We start from the raw sequence: 20107 nt of genomic DNA on the forward strand, positions 1-20107 counted from the left end.
ACCACCATACACAGCAACTCAAACAAGGCATCTCAGCTGCATTGCTGTTACTTATTATGTTTTTAGGTTGTGGTGATTACATCGAGTTTTGCTTAGATGTGTCGGTAAATTTGCCCTTAATGCCAGCTAGACGTTGGGAGAGGAAAAAAATAAAGTGGGAGGCCTGCTTGGCCTCCCAAAAAATAGTTACAGCGCTTTAAAGTAGCCCTCTATTCGCTCAGCAATTGCTCTTCAATTAGGAACGTGAGATTGTCTAAATTAGGATCTTCAAAGAAGGTGGCGGGCTCTATCTCTATAGCAAACTGCTGTTTGACCTTCGCCAACATTTGAATGGCTATCAGCGAGTCGCCGCCGAGTTCAAACAAGTTATCAAAAATACCAATCTCATCAAACCCTAAGAACTCGCTCCAAATCGCCGCCAATTGCAGTTCAAGCTCGCTTTCTGGGGCTTCAAACTCGGTATCAAGATCTGGACGTTTGTGCCCTTTTGGCGCAGCAGACTTTGCCTGCATCAACTTTTCTGTCAGCTCTGCAACTTTATCTGCACGGGCCTGCCAAGACAGGCTCGTAGCATATACTTGCGGCGCTTGCGATTGGCTGATACCGTCCAGTAAGGTTTTTGCCGCAAGCTCATCAATACCAAAGTCTTCACCGACACTGTGACCCGCTGCCATGCCGATATTCGCCCATGCATCCCAATTCACCGATTGCACTAAAAATGGCTGTGACTGCATCGCCACTGCATCAAGGTAACTGTTCGCAGCACAATAATCACTCTGACCAAGCGCACCCAAAACCGATGCCAAAGATGAACATAAAATCATCCGCTCAAGTTGATGCGATTTAAACGCAGCTAAAAGGTTATCTGTGCCACGGGTTTTCGCCGCCATGCTTTGCGCCGCTTGCTCGGTGGTCATTTGAGCCAGCATGCCTCCACCCGGTAAGCCCGCAGCGTGGATCACCTGAGTAATGCGGCCCAGTGATTGCTCGGCATGACTAATGGCGACATTCAAGCTCGCAATATCTAATACATCAGCAGTCACCACTGCAACGCGCGCACCAGCTTCTTGAAGTGCTTGCAGTGCGTGAATCTGACCTGTCAGCTTGCTGTCGGTGTGCTCATCGACAAGCAATGCAGGCCACTGCTCGCTGTCAGGGAATTCTGTACGAGTTTGCAGCATCAATGCATGGCCTTGTGCGGCCAATAACTCAGCTAACACTAAGCCCACACCGCCAAGACCCCCAGTAATAAACGTCACTGGCGACGACGCACTAGTCGCCGTAACCTCTGTGCGCGGCAAGACTTGCTCAGTTAAAACAAAGCGCTGACGACCTCGATAAGCAATTTCTTTTACCTCATTGGCCATATCTGCAACCAGCTGCGCGGCAATGTGTGATTGAGCGCTATCGCGCTGAGCTGAGGTGATTTCTCGAAGCTGACAATCAATGCTTGTTTGCTCCATGCCTATCACCCGCGTGATCCCAAGCGCTGTGGCTTTGTCCGCCGATATTTGCTCATCACCTAGCACGCTGAATAATTCACAAGCAACCACAGTCCAATGCAGTGTGCCTTGACCCAATAGCCATTTGGCCAGTGGTAATAACTGCTGATAACCACATCCTGACTCATCAAGCAAACGACAATCCACAATGCGCGTAAAACTGTGCTGCTCATAAAGTGCTGTTAATTGATTGGCATCTTGGCAATCCAAACGATACTGACCTTGTCCCAGTGAGACAAATTCATCCCCCTGCCACGCCACGATCACCTCAGCGTCTTTTGTACCGAGTTCAGTGGTCAACTGCGACAATATTGGCGCATCCGTCGCAATCACAAGTACCTTTTCGCCATTGAACTGGCTGAGCGCAGAGGTTGTATTCAATTGCTGCTGCCAAACTGGCGCTAATAATTCAGGACCTGTACTGTCAGCTTGTGTCTTCACTGGAGTTGTGCTGAGTGTCGCATCAACCCAATATTCTGTACTATCAAACTGATATGCTGGAAACGCCATCTCTAACCCATGTGGCTTAGATGACACCACAGACCAATCTATCGCTATACCCAATTGCCACAGTTTTGCCAGTGTTTTCACACAAGGTGGAATAGGCGCTTTTAAATCGCGCGCATGGGCAATGGAATTAAGCACCGTAATATCATCTGCAATCGACTGCTTAGCCAACTTTTGGAGCGTATCACCAGGGCCTGCTTCAACAAGTACATTGCACTTGGCTGCCAGTGTTTTTACGCCATCAACAAAGTTCACTGCTTGGCGAATATGGTCTAGCCAATACTGTGTTGAAGTGGCTTGCTCTGGCGTGATCCAAGTTCCCGTTACGTTGGACACAAATGGCGTTTGCGGTGTATTCAATTGCACAGTATTTAATACTTCAGCAAATTCATCCAACACAGGTTCAGTCAAATGACTGTGGAAAGCGTGCGACACATGCAAACGCGTGACGCTAATATCAGCGGCTTTGAGCTCAGTTTGCAGCGCCTTAATGGCTTCTTTAGACCCCGCCACGACGGTGTTGGTCGGGCTATTGCACGCTGCGATATCCAGTTGTGCATTTAAATACGGCTGTAAACTTGGCGCATCACTCATCACAGATAACATGGCACCCGGTGCCATTTTTTGTAGCGCTTCGCCGCGGGCCGTCACCAATTTCACAGCGGTATCTAAGCTCATCACCTCACTGAGACACGCAGCCACATATTCGCCAATACTGTGACCAAGCATAGCCTCGATGTGTATGCCATGAGCTTGATAGCATTTGGCCATGGCATAGGCGACGACAAATAAAGCAAGCTGAGTCACACGGGTTTGACCTAGCAACTGGTTGGCTGCCAAAAGCTCATCATCGTTGGGGGTAAATACGCGGCGTAATTCATCTTGCAAGGTGCTATCAAATAAAGCGATGACATCATCAAACTGGGCTTTAAACTCAGGCATATGTTCAAGTAAAGGCTTAGCCATGGTCACATACTGGGACCCTTGTCCTGAAAACATCAGCGCCACTTGCACAGCGCCCGCTTTATCACCAACGACATCACGGACTAGCAGTTGTTGCGCCTGCTCTGCGCTATCTACTACTAGGGCATGACGCACAGCCTGAGCGGTACGGTTATGCTGCGACTGTGCTGCGATAAGTGCTAAATCATCTGGATTTTGCTGTAATTTGATAGCCAGCGCTTGGCGCTGGGATTCCAGTGCTGACTGCGAATTCGCAGACACAGGTAAAATGTGCCAAGGTGATGTATGACTGTGCTGCGTCTCATTTTCTCTGTATTCTTCTAAAATCACATGGGCGTTAGTGCCGCCCATCCCCAGTGAACTCACCGCCGCTCGGCGCACTGAGTCACTTTCCCATGGAGTCAATGTGGTGTTGACATAAAATGGGCTATTCGCAAAGTCGATTTTGCTGTTCAGCGGCTCACAGTGCAAACTGGGTGGTAGCGTTTTGTGACGCAGTGCTTGCACCGCTTTAATCAAACCGGTTACACCCGCCGCGGAGTCAAGATGACCAATATTGGCTTTAATGGACCCGATGGCAATTTGCTGCTTGTCACACTCCCCGTAGGCGCGGCTTAACGCTGCAATTTCAATCGGATCACCTAAGGTTGTGCCCGTGCCGTGGGTTTCAATATAACCCACTGAGCTTGGCTCGATATCGGCAAATTCCAGTGCCGCTTCAATGGCACTCGCTTGTCCTGTGACACTTGGTGCGGTGTAACCCACCTTCTCTTTACCATCATTGTTTATTGCAGACCCTTTGATCACGGCTAGTATATGGTCACCCGCTTCAATGGCATCTTCCACACGCTTAAGCACCACCGCGGCGCTACCGCTACCAATCAAGATACCATCCGCTTGCTCACCAAATGCGCTCAGTTGGCCAGAGGGTGATAAGCTGCCGCCAGTCGGCGCATGATAACCTTGCTCGTTATTTAAATTTAACCATACGCCACCAGCAAGGGCCGAATCACACTCATAGTTTTGCAGTGAACGACACGCCATGTGTACCGCCACCAACGACGTCGAACATGCCGTCTGTACGGTCACCGCCGGACCAGTGAGATCCAACTCATAACTGATGCGCGTCGCCAGTGAATCTTTATCATTGCCATTAGTCAGCGCCAGCAAACTGGTGATATCTTGTTGTGAATCACCCAGTAAGTTTTGCAATAAATATGCAGTCACACCGCAACCAGCAAATACACCAGTAAAATTACTGGTATCGGTGGTAATCCCAGCATGTTCTAAGGCATGCCAACAGGTTTGCAAGAACACCCGTTGCTGCGGATCAAGTTGTGCCGCTTCTTTAGGGGTATAACCAAAAAATGCAGCGTCAAATTGCGCCATTCCAGCAAAAGGAATACCGCGTTTAATGTAATCCGGATGCGCAAGATCTTCATCGCTGACGCCCGCCGCTTTTAAACTGTTGTCATCAAATGTTTTGACTGAGCAGTGGCCATCTCTGACATTTTGCCAAAGTTGATCAACATTATCGGCATCTGGAAAACGGCCAGCCATACCGACGATGGCAATATCTAGTTCGCTGTAATTACTCTCTGACATGATTAAGATTCTCTTGCTTTTCTTTTACGCGCGGCAATCGCGCCCATGCCGCGTTTTTGTTTCGCGCCACTTGGTTTTTTAGATGTAACAGGGGCTGTATTTGACTGCGCACCGCCAAGCATTGTCGCCAAGCTGGCAATACTTGAATGCGCAAACAGCTCTGTCATTTGTAAATTTGGATATTGAAGTTTTAACTCTTCATACACCGCCATCAGTAATAACGAGTGTCCGCCCACATCAAAAAAGTTGGCGTGACGATCGATATCTGGGGTTTTGAGGTGTTTTTGCCAGATCTCGGCAATGGCGCGCTCGGTGTCATTTTGCGCAAGCTCCACGACTTTAACCATACGCTCAATTTTAGGCAGCTGTTTGCGCTCCAGCTTGCCGCTGGCATTCACCGGCAGTTTTTCCAGCACAAGGATATCGCTTGGCACCATGTATGCAGGCATGCGCTCACCCAGCGCCCTTTTTAGCTTGTCAGCAAACCCTTCATCGCTGTATTTATCACTTTGAATGTAAGCAATTAAACCCAACCCATGAGCTTGTTGCTCCGTGACCACAACCGCCATGTCAACATCAGGTAACTGGCTCAAGTGCTGCTCAATGTCATCTAGCTCAACGCGGAAACCGCGAATTTTCACTTGATGATCATTACGCCCATGGTACATCAATGCCTCGCCTTGCCAGCTGACCATATCACCAGTGGCATACATGCGCGCGCCATCATGGCTAAATGGATCCGCAATAAAACATGTCGCTGTCATTTCTGGCTGTGCCCAATAACCACGCGCCAAAATATCACCGCCGACAAATAACTGACCCATTTGCCCATTGGGGACTATCTCCAAGTTATCATCAAGGATATACAGTTTACGTCCGGCCAAGGCATGACCCAGAGGTACTGACTGATTCTCTTGGCCATGAGGAGCAAAATCTTGGCAAGGGTGGATTGCGGCTTCAACGACGATTTCAGTCGGGCCATAGGTGTTAAGTAATCGTACCTGCGACAAGCCGGTATTTTGCCAATCTTGAATACCCGCCACAGACATGGCTTCCCCACCTGAGTGAACTTGTCTTAATTTAGGTAATGCAAGCTTGGCTTGTTGTGCTTTGCGTGCCCAACTAGCACTGATACTGCGCCAATACACAGCGCTTAAATCCATCACCGCAACATCATGCTTTTGTGCCTGCAGATAAAGAGTATCAGCATCCCACAAAGCATCGCCGCGCAATAATACCGCAGCGCCTACGGCCCATGTTGGGAACAGCTGCTCAACAAACGCATCAAAGTTCGCAGTGGCAAATTGCAGCACGACATCATCTGCTTGCAAGTTGATAAACTGCTTAGCCGACTCGATGTAACGAGACAATGCGCCTAACTCAATGGCAACACCTTTGGCTTTGCCAGTCGAGCCGGAAGTATAATTTAGGTATGCAGTTTGCTGACAGTGACGTGCGACTGCTGGCACACCAGTATTGAGATGCTGCTCACCCAAAAGGGTTTGTGGCGACAATAAAATGCCGTCAAATGATACCGCCAGATCGGCTTCATCACTGAGTATGGCTTGGCAGCCGCTGTCAGTGAGCATATGCTGCAACTTATCGGCGGGGAATTGTTTATCGAGCGGCAAATAAGCCGCTCCCGCTTTAAGGCATGCCAAAGTACTTGCCAGCATCAGCGGCTTTCTGCTTTGCATCACACCAACGACTGACTCTGTACTTAAACCTTTTGCTACTAAACCATGAGCTAGGCGGTTTGAAGTGTGCTCAAGCCACTCATAGCTGTAATGCTGATCGTTATAAATCACCGCAGTGCGCGCAGGCTCAGTTTGCGCAATCTCACTGATGGCATCTAACCAAGGTGTATCCGGTAATGTCACGGCAGTTCCCAAGCCTTGAGCAATTGCCTGTGTTTTTTGCGTATGGGTTGCTAAATTACCTATCGCTGTCGTCGGCTCTGCCACCGTATTACGCAGTAAAGTATTAAAGGCAAGCACCACCGATTGCATGTAATCGGCGTCAAATAGAGCTGCGTTATATTGGAACTCCAACAATAAGGCACCATCATTTAACAAACGCGAGTCTATGCTCAAATCAAACTGAGCTTGCGATTGCAGTGCCGCGACTTTATCCACCACAACGCCCTGTAGGTCAAACGCCTGCTGCACATCCTGCTCAAGGTGGTTAAACATCACCTGAAATAGCGGATTTTGCCCTAAACTTCGATCTGGGTTGAGTGCTTCAACTAATTTTTCAAATGGTAAATCCTGATTTTGTTGTGCTGCAATCACCTGCTCTTTGGTTGCCGCTAACACCTCCACAAAGCTTTGCTGTGCAGACAGTGTATTGCGCTGAACCAGAGTATTAATGAAAAAGCCCACCAAAGGATGCAACTCTGAATAGCGACGATTCGCTACCGGCACGCCAATGCGCGGCGTGCGCTTGCCAGCATAGCGATAGAAAAACACCTGTAAGCTACTAAGCAATAACATGAATAAACTTGCACCATGGCGATGAGCAAGCGCTTGTAGCTGTTCAACTTCTTGATAAGCAAGTTGCATTGTTTGGCTTTGCATCGGCGCAGGGCCATTAGGCTGCCTGACATGCTGTGGCGTGAGTAGCTCTTCGTCGTCACTGTCCTGCAGAAGTTGCTGCCAGTACGAGAGTTGGCTTTGCGCATCATTACTTAATAACCACTGCTGCTGCCAAGTGGCAAAGTCACCATAATTGATCATCTGGGGTATGTGAGTTAACGTTTTCCCCTCAGCAAGCAACTGATAAGTGCGGCTGATATCCGCAAGGATAAGGTCAAAACTCCACGCATCACTGGCGATATGATGCATCACTAGTACCAGTTCATAGCGACCTTCTGGGCGCTTTAAAAACGCAGCTCTAAAGTTTTCGCCTTGTTCCAGCGCAAATGGCTGCTGATAAAATGTCTTTACCCATGCTGCAATATCCGCGTCAGACTGCGTCGTCATATCAAGCGACTGCCAGTTCAGCTGCTGCTCGGTTAAGCGCTGCTGCCACTGTCCGTCTTGGCTTTTCACATACGCATGTCGCAAGGCACCTTGCTGCTCTAACACCTGTTGAAGCGCAGTTTGTAAGTGCGTGTCGTTGACGTCTCCATGTAGCGTTAGGCTGGCACCAATATGATATGCGCTACTCGTAGGCTCAAGTTGCCATAAGAACAATTGTCTTTGTTGCTGTGCACTCAGTGGGTAAGTGGTTTGGGCCAATGCAGGGATCGCTACTTGATGTGCTTTGGCATTGATACTCTCTCGTACTAGCTGACAAAAATCAGCAAATTTATGCGCTGCAAATACCGCTGTCGGATCAATTTGGCATTTGCATGTTTCTTGTACTTTTGCCAGTAGCAAAGCGGCCTTAATTGAGCTGCCACCTAAAGCAAAAAAATCGGCATCATTGCTGTTCACTGGGTAGCGAAGGACTTCTTGCCACAATTCAGCCAAAGTATGTGTGAGCGTATCCCAGCCTTGCTGATCTTCACCACCATGACTGATAGATAGCTGCTGTAATTGAGCTAGGTTAAATACCCCGTAGGTCGCCAGCTTGTCCTCATTGAGTAATTTCATGCACGCGCTGCGCTGTAATTTACCGCTGGAGGTTTTTGGTAATCCGCCTTGGTCTAATAACACCACCAATTCAGGGCAATGACCAAATTGTTCAATAATAAAGTCTCTGATAATTTTTGCACTTTGCTCTGCGGGAACCTCATTGCGATACACATTGGCGGTTTCAATGGCAATACCTATGCCCTCGCCGCTTTCTTCGCTTGGTACCGGAAACGCTGAGACACGGCCTTGACGCACAAAGCTGATGGCGCCTTCAATTGCGCGCTCAATATCTTGTGGATAGACATTGTGACCATTCATGATGATCAAATCTTTTTGCCGACCAGAGATGTAAAGTTGACCATCATGTATGTAACCAACATCCCCTGTGCGCAGCCAGCGTTTGCCAGCGTGCTCAACAAATGTCTCTTGCGTGGCTTTATCATTGCGCCAATACCCCAGTGCAATGCTTGGACCGCTCGCCCAGATCTCACCAATGCCGCCCTCTGCAACTTCATCAAAACTGGATGAGCAGGTGATCCGCACTTGGTGTTCACTGGCTGATACGCCGCACCCAACCTGATGGCCATATTCTTCAGTGTCACGAGTATCTGCAACTTGCTGATATACCGCTTTACCCGATGCCAAGGCTTGATTATCAAATGCCTTAATTACCGCCCCCTGCGCTGGAATACTGCCGGTCACAAATAAGGTACATTCGGCAAGACCATAACAGGGGTAAAGCGCGTTACGATTAAAGCCTTGAACGGCATATTTGTCGGCAAAGTTTAGTAAGGTGTCATGACGAATAGGCTCTGCACCTGAAAAAAACACTCGTAAACTGCTCAGGTCAATGTCTGTGATTTGCTTATCTTTGATGCGCTCGATACATAGGCGATAAGAAAAATCAGGGCCGCCACTGATAGTGGCGCGATACTCAGAAATCAGCTGCAACCAGCGCGCAGGACGCTCCATAAAATAGCGCGGTGAGCATAAAATCAATTTGAAACCAGTATAAATCGGCTGCAACAGCCCGCCAATCAGTCCCATATCGTGGAACAGTGGCAGCCAACTCACTAAAGTATCATCACTACTGATACCAAGCCCTTGCGCAATAGCTTTTTCGTTAGCAATCAAGTTTCCATGACTCACCATCACCCCTTTTGGTTTTGCAGTCGAACCAGAGGTATATTGTAAGAATGCAATGTCATCACTTTTAGCACAGTAGCGCTCAACGTCTTCGATTTGCTCACAAAACTCGTCAATCACCAGCATTTTGCTGCCATGGACTTGCTCAACCAATGCCTCGACGGTGGCAGTATAGCGTGCTGTTGTTAGCACAAGTGCTGCTTCTGAATCTTCTGCAATACCCACAGTACGCGCAATATGCTGGGCTTTGGTCGATTCTGGTGGGAAGCTCGGAATGGCAGTCACACCTAAATACTGGCAAGCTAAGAAGCTGGTCACGTACTCAATGCCGGTATCCATCAAGATCAGTGCTCTGTCGCCTGCCACAACATGATTTTTTAAGTGGCTGGCCACCATTAAGCTTTGTGCATACAGCTCTCCAAAGCTCCATGGTGTGTGTGCTTTTTTATCAACACATACCAGCGCAGTTTTGTCTGGCTGCTGCGCTACATGCTGCGCTAAATGATCCATGATGGTAATGGCGTTCATGATTTACTCCATGAGATATAACTAGCAATGCGCATCGTGTTAGGTACTGTTATCGCACCCAATATGATGAGAAAGGTTTAATGCGCTATCGTGAGTGTTTCCACAACGAGGATTCGCTGAGTGTAATGATGAAGTGATCAGTGAGCCCAATAAGCCAGTATTTAACACCTTTTTGGCTGCTAACTAGACTCAATATCACTAAAAGTCCAGATTATTTAAGCCATGGCTTGGCGTAGACTCAAAGGACGCATATCTGTCCAATGTGTTTTAATATACTCTAGACAAGCTGCTTTATCGCCGTTGACCCCAGTGTCTTTCCAGCCACCCGGTATGGTTTTATAACTTGGCCATAGAGAGTATTGTTCTTCGTGGTTAATGATTACTTTAAAAGTGCCGTTTTCGTTGTCAAAACTCATCACATTTTTCCAAAAATTAGACTGTCGCCACTGTGACGCGCGACAGTCTGAGATTTTTAGTCTTTTTTCACATTAAGTGTGATTTCACTGACTTTATTTTCCTTGATCTGTGCATCTGTGTACGGCAAATCAATTAACCCTTTTCCTGCAGCATAGTGCTCACTGGCATCAGTAAAATGCGGTGAATGCGGATTATTACTTTGCGAATATGTAAGTAAGCCTCGTGCTTTTGGACCATGCTGATCAAACCCAACAACCATCATCCAGCTAGAACCATAGTTGATCGGATAGCCCTCTGTACTCAAGCCTGTGCTCACTTTCCAATTTTCGTTTAACACTTCTTGGATTGGTGAAGCAAGCTGTGGTGCAAATGAAGTTAAATCCATCGCATTGGTTGTCGAGTAAACATTAAAACCACCGCTATTGTGGTGAGGGCCTGGCCAAGGAATACGACGCTCTCCCTTTTGCAAGTACTGCAACTCACCAAGAGGTGCATCGATGGCAAAGCCTGCATTTTCAAGTTGCTTACTTGCAGCGAGTAACTTGATTAAGGTGGCTTTGTCCGCTTTTACGATACTCGGGGTAACGGCTGGAAATGCTGGATTAAATTGCACTAATAAGTTTTCATCTTCTAATAAGTTGAAAAACTCTTTTGCAAGCGGTGCAGAGACAGAATTAGCATTAAATTTACCATCCCACTTTGCAAATGCGCGACATGCTGGGTCAACAGGCATGCTTAGAGTTTCCGTGACTTTAAGTGTTTGACCAGAGTAAAGAGCACATGCAGCCATCACTGTGGGCTTATATAACTCAAATGAGGCACTGGTGCCTGTAACAATATTCTCCAATTCATGACGATCAAACTTTCCATCAGCACCACGCGCAAAACGCAGTAAATTTAAGTTATAACGAGTACGACGTGTTTGCTTGTAATCGACGTGGCCATAAAGCAGCGAGTAGCCACTTAATTTTTCATCTAAATTAGCTAACCAATAAGAATTGTTGGCATTTTGTACGTAGTCTTGACGGCGCAGCTTGGGTGCGCGTTCGTAAGGAACTTCCTGCTGATATACCAATGCGCTGCTCGTGCCCGGTAAAACGGCCATACGCGTATTTTTATACACTTGAGAAATCACAGGGTGTGAACGCAGCAACTCTTCACCCATCGCTGATAAATCAGGCACATTTGAATCATCTATGTAGAACACTTCACCTTGATCATCCGCAACTAACGTATTGTTAAAGGCCAAGCCATCAAGGGTTTTAAATGTATTGATAAACTCATCTAAATTTGTAGCACGGTTCATTGCCAACCAATGATCGATCCCTTCAAGATTATTGAGGTTAGTATCGCGAACTACATAAGCATTTTTGTCATCCCATTTGAAGTGTTTCTGATCTTCAAGTACGTAACCAATTGGCGTCGTAAAGTAGTCTTTCTTCATAGAGATAACGCCCATAGGCGTCAATACATCAACGTTAACTTGTTTCTTCTCAATATCTTGCCATTGACCATCAAACTTATACTGCAATGGGTTCGCAGGGTTTAGCTCAAGCTGATAGATCACTTCATGACGCGCAGCTGAGTAGGTATGTGTCCAAGCAATGTTTTGATTAAAACCAATATTCACAATTCCTGGTACACCTACAACTGACGCACCCATAGTGCTGAAATCACCTTCAACACTTGCGTGGTTAGCCCAAAATCTCAGGTTACCATTAAATGGGAAGTGGGGATTTGCAAGTAATAAACCGCGGCCATTACTGGTTACTTCATGACCCAATGCCCAACCATTTGAACCCTGTGTAAGTTGCTTCGGCTTATAGTTCGTATTATTTGCCATTAACCAAGGTTCTGCCTCAGCACTATCCTGTTTTGCTGCAATCACAGGCAACCACTCTGTGCCAGTACCTGGGTTTGCTTGAAGAATTTGTACTAGTAAACGGCCAATACTGTTTTGAACCGCTGACGCTAACACTGACGCAACCACATCCACGCCTTCAATCGGCTTAACCCACGCTTTACCATCACATGCTGGCGCTAAAGTCGCTTTGCCTAGGTTTACATCTTGTAGGTACTGGTTGTACCCAGCTGCAAACCCCTCTGCCAGTGCACGAGTATCCGCTGAAAGGTTGGCATACTCACGTTCAACTCGACCGTGCAGGTCTATGATCTTATAACCTAGATCTAAACTGACAAAAAAGTTGTCTTGACCGTTTTTATGTGGACCAAGGTATTTGGCACGTTCGCCTTTAACACGCACATAGCCATCGGCCAAAATACATGCATGATCTTCTGCTTGCGCATACGCATTGCCATAGCCTAAACCAAATAGAGACTTTGCCTGAATATGAGGAATGCCATGTTCAGTACGAGTGATCTTTACTTCTTCACTCAGATTTACTGCCAAAGTGCTCGCCTGGACGCCAAGATGAACACTAGATAAAGCAAAAGCAGCACAAATAGGTACTAATGTAGATTTTAACTTCATAACTTTCCTTAAGTTTTTAAATACGGTTAAAAATTAATTCCATGTACTCAAGACGATATAAACCGCAAAAAACAAAAGAAAATAACACGATAGTTTGTTGCAAAATAAACAACTAAAGTTAAACAAAAGAGACCAAGATTAACCTGCAGTTAATTTGAGTTTAATTATCAAAGCAGCACAAAATACTTGACTGTTAATAGAAGATCAAAATAACATAATAGTGATAATAATTCGCATTATCTATTACGGATCAACTTTCAGGACAAATAGGAGTGAATACAGTGCAGCTGTGCAACAAGTGGTCTAAAGTGATTGCTGAGAATGAAGCAAAATTACTGGCTTATTTGAACAATATCTTACGCTGCCCATATCTGGCCGAAGATGCCCTACAAGATACGTTTCTACGCTTGTCAGGTATGTCTAAGTGTCAAGATTGTCAGGTTAAAAACACCAAAAGCTATTGCTATCAAGTTGCGAGAAACATTGCCATTGATATGATCCGAAAGCAAACTCGTGAATCTTTAGTAGATTTAGAGTCAATTCAAACAGAGCAGTTCGATGATGAAAGTTCAAATATTGAAGAAAAGTATATCGATGCACAGCTATCAGACAAGGTAAATAGCACCATAGGTAAGTTATCTAAGCGCCATCAAAACGTTGTAAGCTTTTATCGTGATGGTCGTTTAAAACAAAAAGAAATTGCCAAGATGTACCATATTTCACCAACTTTAGTGAATTTTATGATTAAAGAGGCTATTCAATCCTGTCAAAATGAACTGCAAGCTAGTGCAGTAGCTCACTAATCAGGTAGCCCCAAAACTTTTTTTACATTGAGCTTGGCGGCAATAAAGTCGCCATGAGCTACATACATCAAACCAGCTAATTTGCGCACGGTATAGTCTTCTTGAGGATCTAACTTACCATCTGCAAATGCGACCATCCACAGTAGCTCAATCACTTCAGTACGTTCTTCTTCGTTGGTATTTTCATTAACCACCTTCACGAAACGGTGCAAATCAATCGCTTCATCGACCAATTGCTGGGCTTGAGCGAAAATTAATTCACAGCTTTTCGCATCAAGCTGACAGTGTTTTTTAAGTAGTTGCGTTATCATTTTTAACTCATCTGGCGCAATATCATTGTCTGCCCTCATTACCTCAACCATTAACGCGCCTAATGCAGCCGAGAAATCGATTGGCGCCGGATGAGCAGGCTGAGAAGAGTCCAGTTTAGACAAAAATAGCTTTATACGTTCTAACAATTGTCGCCCCTTTTGATACAATTAATAGATAAACGCTCTATTACTGGTTTGATGTAAATATGCAGTTTGGCAAAAATTCAATGAAGAATATCAGCACAAAGATACTGACAATCACGTCACTTAGTTTACTGAGTGCCTGTACCTTTACGCCTAATAAAATAGGCGTTACAGAAAAATACTACGATTTTGACCATAAAGTACATTACGAACAAATAAAGTATAACGATGACCATTACTATTTACAGATAAAAGCAGATTCATACAGGCATTTTTTGCAACAAAGTGTGTTTTTATTACGTCACAGTCAATCACTATGCCGCGGCGTAAAACCGCAAATATTATTGCATGGAGGCGTACAAAAATTTGATCGTTTGCCAACCCACCCTCGCCCGTATCAGCCAGATCTGCGCGTCGAAGTTAAATGTGTCAAGGAAGAAAAATAACCTACCTAAGACCAGCACCCAAGCTCGGGATGCTGGCTGATTATACCAAGATTAATCCTGATATCCCCAAGGCGCTTTTGGCGCTTTAACTGGCTTAGTTAAATCAAAGTCGACTCTAAACTCGCGCCCTTCACGTACTAAGCGGTAAGTAAACTTGTCATCATATATAAACATTTGCCATGTATTTCCCATTGATTGAGGAATTGCATGCGCGATGAATAGCTCTTTAGAATATTGATCGGCAGGAAATGACTGCACATTATCAAAGCCGGCATCTACTGTATGGCCACCATACATAGTCGATTTATCATCACTGCCATCTTTATGGCGATGGTCGTGTTTAAGACTCAGACCGCTGCCTGTTTTTGTAATGATCCAAGTGCGCGACGCATCTTTGCCAACATGAAAAGGAACTTGCAATTCACGTTCGTTACAACGACGCACATGCATAACTAGCCTCTCTTCGCTGAATGCACTAGGGCCCTGATTATCGACTGTTACTTTGCCCTCATACGCTTTGCCGCAATGCGCCTTAATTTTATCAAAGAATGCATCATGAGTTGGAATAGAGACAAGCGGTGCAGGACGAGCAAAAGCAGCGCTACTGGCCAGTACAGTCGCAGCAGCTAATAGAGAAGCTGAAAACTTATTCATCGAAATGTTCCTAAATATGAAAAAGCCAAAGACTAGAACGCCTTTGGCATAATGGCAAAAAAATGCGATGGTTGGTGTGCATCTAAAGGGTTATTGCCACGGCCTTGCAGACTGTAACTTTTGCTCAAATGCATCAATATGGTGATTAAGCTGCTCTGTTTCTCCGATAAAATCTAAACCGCTGAGCAACCTTGCCTTAATGTCCGAACGAACCTCAAAAGAAATATCCGCAAAATATTCGCTGCAGATAACCTGTTTTTGAAGATCAATTTCAATCTGTACTTGCGGATGCGCCTCACACACCTCAAATAAACTATCTAGCACCGCCGCAGGCAATGCCACACAAAGCATCTGATTGTTACCACAGTTATTGAAGAAAATATCTGCAAAACTTTCTGCCAAAATCACACTAAAACCATATTGTTTGAGTGCCCAAGGCGCATGTTCACGAGAAGAGCCGCAGCCAAAGTTGTCCCGAGTTAATAAAACCGTAGCACCTTGATAGCGCTCAAAATTCAATACAAATTCTGGATCAGACTCACCGTTATCTAAGTATCTCCAATCGTAAAAAAGTGCTTTATCAAAGCCATCTCTACTCGTTGACGTTAAGAATTGCTTAGGGATGATTTGGTCTGTATCAACGTTGTTTTTATCCAATGGCGCCATTAGTCCACTATGGTACTTACTCATATTTGCGCTCCTCGAATATCTGTAAATCGACCTGCGATTGCCGCCGCAGCTGCCATTGCAGGACTAACCAAATGGGTACGCCCACCACGACCCTGCCGGCCTTCAAAGTTACGATTCGACGTGGAAGCACAACGCTTGCCAGCTCCTAATCTATCGTCATTCATCGCCAGGCACATAGAACACCCTGGTTCACGCCACTCGAAGCCCGCAGCCATGAAAATCTCAGCTAACCCTTCCTGCTCTGCCTGTTGTTTTACTAAACCAGAGCCGGGTACTATCAACGCTTCTACACCTTGTGCGACTTTCTTACCTTTAACGATTTTTGCGGCGGCACGTAGATCTTCGATACGACTATTAGTACAAGAACCAATGAATACAGTATCCACTTTAGCATCCGACAGCCTCTGCCCAGCTTCAAGTCCCATATAGCGTAGTGCTGAGCGCATGGAATCCGCTTTGATAAGGTCTTGTTCTTCATCCGGATTTGGTATCAGTTCATCAATGCCAATCACCTGCTCAGGGCTGGTCCCCCACGTCACCTGAGGTTGAATATCTTCCGCCTCCATTTCAACAACGCGATCAAACTGTGCTCCCTCATCTGAATGAAGCGTTTTCCAGTAAGCAACGGCGTGAGTGAAGTCGTCACCTTTTGGCGCAAAAGGACGCCCTTCAAGATACGCATAAGTTATTTCATCTGGGGCAATCAGCCCGGCTTTTGCCCCCATTTCTATACTCATGTTGCAAAGTGTCATCCGAGATTCCATCGACAAAGCTTCGATGGCTGTGCCACAAAACTCTGCAACATAACCTGTGCCACCAGCGGTGCCTAATTCACCGATCACGGCCATAATTAAGTCTTTTGCTGTAACAGTTGGCCGAAGTAAGCCATTGATCTGAATTTTGAGCGACTTAGCTTTTTTCTGTTGCAGTGTTTGCGTTGCCAAAACATGCTCAACTTCTGAGGTACCGATACCATGTGCTAATGCCCCAAAAGCACCATGGGTAGAGGTATGGCTGTCACCACATACTATGGTTGTGCCCGGTAATGTGATCCCTTGTTCAGGGCCCATCACATGAACAATACCCTGATTAATCGATTCCAAATCATAAAGCTCGACACCAAATTCAGCACAATTATTTGCCAGCGCTTGAAGTTGATTTTTGCTCACTTCACTGGCCGCATCAATCGAACGGCTTTTGGTTGATACGTTATGATCCATGGTCGCGAAGGTTTTTTCTGGACAACGTACTGGACGGTTTTTCTCTCTCAGACCGGCAAATGCTTGCGGGGACGTCACCTCATGCACTAAATGTCGGTCGATATATAGTAAATCAGTCTGTTCATTGATTTGCGCAACCACATGGGATTGCCAAATCTTATCGTATAAAGTCTGTGCCACTTGCTACATCCTTCCTTTAAAAACGAATCTTAAATACGATCAACAATCGCTTGCGCAACATCTTGCGTGGTATACCCAACCTGTGGATAAATGTCTGGCGTACCCACCCCTTGTGCTACAGCTTCTGCAACGGCTTTTTCAATGCGTCTAGCCGCCTCATCTTCACCCAGAGAATAACGCAGCATTAAAGCGGCACTTAAGATTTGTGCAATTGGATTTGCAATGCCTTTACCAGCAATATCGGGGGCTGAACCACCAGCTGGTTCATATAAACCAAACCCTGACTGATTCAAACTTGCCGACGGCAATAACCCCATAGACCCGGTGATCATGGCGCATTCATCAGACAAAATATCGCCAAATAGGTTGTCACATAAAAGCACATCAAACTGACTCGGTTGTTTAACTAACTGCATTGCAGCATTATCAATATAGATATGCTCAAGCGTGACATCAGGATAGTCTTGGCTGACTTCAATCACGACTTCACGCCACAATACACTCGACGCCAATACATTTGATTTATCAACAGATGTGACATGATTGCGACGCAAGCGCGCTGCATCAAAAGCAAAACGCGCAATACGCTCAATTTCTTTACGACTATATTTTTGCGTATCGAAAGCAAACTCACTATCACCACTCCCTTGACGACCCTTTTCACCAAAGTAGATACCACCGGTTAGTTCACGAACACATAAAATATCAAACCCTTGCGCACTGATGTCTTCACGTAGTGGAGAAGCACTACTTAGTGCTGGTAAAAGCTGCGCTGGCCTGAGGTTACAAAACAAACCAAAATGCTTTCTAAGCGGTAATAAAGATGCGCGCTCAGGCTGCTTTTCCGGTGGTAAACTCGCCCATTTAGGACCACCTACAGAACCAAATAAAATAGCATCCGCTTGCTCACACGCTGACAATGTATGTGCCGGTAGTGCTTCACCAAATTCATCAATCGCTGCGCCGCCAATAGCTTGATGAACCAAATTTAATTTAAACGCAAATTCTTCGCTTACACGCTCAAGCACGCGCTGAGCAGCTGCCATCACTTCGGGGCCTATGCCATCACCCGCCAAAACCGCGACTTGATAACTTTTTTGACTCATCCTGCTTTCCTTTGTTGTTTAAGGTCAGACACTTTTCGTGCCCTATCTATTAAGTTGTAAACGCGGATCATGGCTCGAGCAGATGCTTCAACCACATCAGCAGCAAGACCTGCGCCGTGATATTGACGACCATCACATTTCGCGATGATATTGACTTGGCCAAGTGAACTTGCACCTTGACCTGTCGCCTCTAGGTTATATTCAATCATCTCCACTGCCTGACCCGTAATACGCTCAATCGCTAAAAATGCAGCCTCTACAGGGCCATTACCAGTCGCCGCTTCCTGTATTAACTCTCCACCAAGGCTCATACCCACAGTCGCACTGGCAATTGATTGAGAGTTAGAAGATGCATTAACAAACTGCAATTGGTAAAACTCATCTTGTTCAGCCAATTTATTGAAGTAAATCATGGCTTCTAGATCGTAGTCGTACACTGTGCCTTTCTGATCCGCCAGCTCCAAAAAGCTGGTATAAAGCTGGTCCATATCGTAATCATGTGATTGATAACCCAGCTCTGATAAGCGGTGCTCGATGACGTGTCTGCCAGAGCGAGAGGTCATGTTAAGTTGATTATTCGGCACACCGACCATTTCAGGCGCCATAATTTCATAAGTATTTTGTGCTTTTAAAACACCGTCTTGGTGAATACCTGAACTATGCGCAAATGCATTTTCGCCCACGATGGCCTTGTTGGGCTGTACTGGCATATTGCAAATTGTCGCAACTTGACGAGATGCTCGGTAAATTTCTTCACTGCGGATATCAGTATGTACTCTCAAATGGTCTTCACGCATTTTCATGATCATCGCAACTTCTTCCAATGAACAGTTCCCAGCGCGTTCCCCAATTCCATTGATAGTACACTCGATCTGCCTCGCTCCCGCTTGCACAGCCGCGATAGAATTTGAAACCGCTAAACCAAGATCATTGTGGCAGTGCACACTCAGCCTTGCTTTATCAATATTTGGCACGTTGTTGCGCAAGTAGTGAATAATGGCTGAAAACTCATCAGGCGTGGTGTAACCCACAGTGTCAGGTATATTGATGGTCGTCGCTCCAGCTTTAATTGCACGTTCAACCACTTTACATAAATCAGCATATGGTGTGCGGCCAGCATCTTCACAAGAAAACTCAACATCATCGGTGTACTTTAAAGCCTGCCTAATTGAACGCTCCGCCATATCAATGACGTCATCAAGAGACTTGCGTAATTTATGCTCTAAATGCAGTGGGCTAGTCGCGATAAAGGTGTGAATACGAGGTCGCTCAGCTCCTTGCAACGCTAATCCGCACGCTTCAATATCTTTAGGCATTGCACGAGCCAAACCACAGATCACAGGCCCATTTACTTCACGTGCAATACGCTGAACGGCTCTAAAATCAGCAGGACTCGACACTGGAAAGCCAACTTCCATCACATCGACATTCAGTCGACTTATGGTATGCGCTAACTGAATCTTATCTTCTTCTGTCAAGCTCGCTTTCAATGCTTGCTCGCCATCCCTTAACGTTGTATCAAAAATCCAAACCTTGTCCTGCATTCCTATTTCCTCGCTCGCGCAAAATAAAAAACCCCGCTCGTTGGCGGGGTTTGCTATTTGGTTGCTCATACACGCAACTAAGCCCCGCCCTTATCTAAATTAATCAGTAAGAGGTTAAGCAAAGTTGTCAGTAACATGATGTTTTTCATTGTGAGCAATCGTACCTGTTGATGTATTAATTATGTTGTAACACGTCTAAAAAGCACAGATCAAGCATAAATTTTTCAATAAACATTAAATAATGCGTGTGCAAAAAAACAAACTCACCGACA

Annotated in this window: 12 protein-coding genes; 2 read left to right on the forward strand and 10 right to left on the reverse strand. The window is 45.8% G+C overall.

Annotated elements, in window-relative coordinates; genetic code table 11:
- Positions 1 to 209: 209 nt before the first annotated feature.
- The 4 genes from QNM16_RS25215 to QNM16_RS25230 form a co-directional block, all read right to left on the reverse strand.
- Positions 210 to 4577: a type I polyketide synthase gene (locus tag QNM16_RS25215; protein WP_284022970.1), complete on the reverse strand. Its 4368-nt coding sequence runs from the start codon at positions 4575 to 4577 to the stop codon at positions 210 to 212.
- A gap of 2 nt (positions 4578 to 4579) precedes the next feature.
- Positions 4580 to 9829: a non-ribosomal peptide synthetase gene (locus tag QNM16_RS25220; RefSeq protein ID WP_284022971.1), complete on the reverse strand. Its 5250-nt coding sequence runs from the start codon at positions 9827 to 9829 to the stop codon at positions 4580 to 4582.
- Positions 9830 to 10044: 215 nt separating this feature from the next.
- Positions 10045 to 10245, reverse strand: coding sequence for an MbtH family protein (locus tag QNM16_RS25225; RefSeq protein WP_284022972.1), 201 nt, complete (start codon positions 10243 to 10245; stop codon positions 10045 to 10047).
- A 56-nt stretch (positions 10246 to 10301) separates the two neighbouring features.
- Positions 10302 to 12737: a penicillin acylase family protein gene (locus QNM16_RS25230; protein WP_284022973.1), complete on the reverse strand. Its 2436-nt coding sequence runs from the start codon at positions 12735 to 12737 to the stop codon at positions 10302 to 10304.
- Between the two features lie 281 nt (positions 12738 to 13018).
- Between QNM16_RS25230 and QNM16_RS25235 the strand changes: the two genes are divergently transcribed.
- A complete protein-coding gene (locus tag QNM16_RS25235) occupies positions 13019 to 13540 on the forward strand; it encodes an RNA polymerase sigma factor (RefSeq protein WP_284022974.1) in 522 nt (173 codons plus the stop codon).
- Here QNM16_RS25235 and QNM16_RS25240 read toward each other — a convergent pair.
- A complete protein-coding gene (locus tag QNM16_RS25240) occupies positions 13537 to 13998 on the reverse strand; it encodes a tellurite resistance TerB family protein (RefSeq protein WP_284022975.1) in 462 nt (153 codons plus the stop codon). The two genes, QNM16_RS25235 and QNM16_RS25240, sit on opposite strands and share 4 nt — an antisense overlap.
- Before the next feature lie 80 nt (positions 13999 to 14078).
- Between QNM16_RS25240 and QNM16_RS25245 the strand changes: the two genes are divergently transcribed.
- A complete protein-coding gene (locus QNM16_RS25245; RefSeq protein ID WP_284022976.1) occupies positions 14079 to 14441 on the forward strand; it encodes a hypothetical protein in 363 nt (120 codons plus the stop codon).
- Positions 14442 to 14492: 51 nt separating this feature from the next.
- Here QNM16_RS25245 and QNM16_RS25250 read toward each other — a convergent pair whose 3' ends face one another.
- The 5 genes from QNM16_RS25250 to leuA form a co-directional block, all read right to left on the reverse strand.
- Positions 14493 to 15095, reverse strand: a complete 603-nt coding sequence (locus QNM16_RS25250; protein ID WP_284022977.1) for a hypothetical protein — start codon at positions 15093 to 15095, stop codon at positions 14493 to 14495.
- A gap of 90 nt (positions 15096 to 15185) precedes the next feature.
- On the reverse strand, positions 15186 to 15785 hold the full coding sequence (gene leuD, locus QNM16_RS25255) for a 3-isopropylmalate dehydratase small subunit (RefSeq protein WP_284022978.1): 600 nt from the start codon (positions 15783 to 15785) through the stop codon (positions 15186 to 15188).
- Positions 15782 to 17185: a 3-isopropylmalate dehydratase large subunit gene (gene leuC, locus QNM16_RS25260; protein WP_284022979.1), complete on the reverse strand. Its 1404-nt coding sequence runs from the start codon at positions 17183 to 17185 to the stop codon at positions 15782 to 15784. Before leuC ends, leuD begins: the two co-directional genes overlap by 4 nt.
- A 29-nt stretch (positions 17186 to 17214) precedes the next feature.
- The gene (gene leuB, locus QNM16_RS25265) at positions 17215 to 18291 is read right to left on the reverse strand and encodes a 3-isopropylmalate dehydrogenase (protein ID WP_284022980.1); all 1077 of its coding nucleotides are present in this window, start codon (positions 18289 to 18291) and stop codon (positions 17215 to 17217) included.
- Entirely contained in the window at positions 18288 to 19835 is a 1548-nt protein-coding gene (gene leuA, locus QNM16_RS25270; protein ID WP_284022981.1) for a 2-isopropylmalate synthase, read from the reverse strand. Before leuA ends, leuB begins: the two co-directional genes overlap by 4 nt.
- Between the last annotated feature and the right edge of the window lie 272 nt (positions 19836 to 20107).

It is taken from the genome of Pseudoalteromonas umbrosa (genome assembly GCF_030125375.1).
GTDB classification, from domain to species: domain Bacteria; phylum Pseudomonadota; class Gammaproteobacteria; order Enterobacterales; family Alteromonadaceae; genus Pseudoalteromonas; species Pseudoalteromonas umbrosa.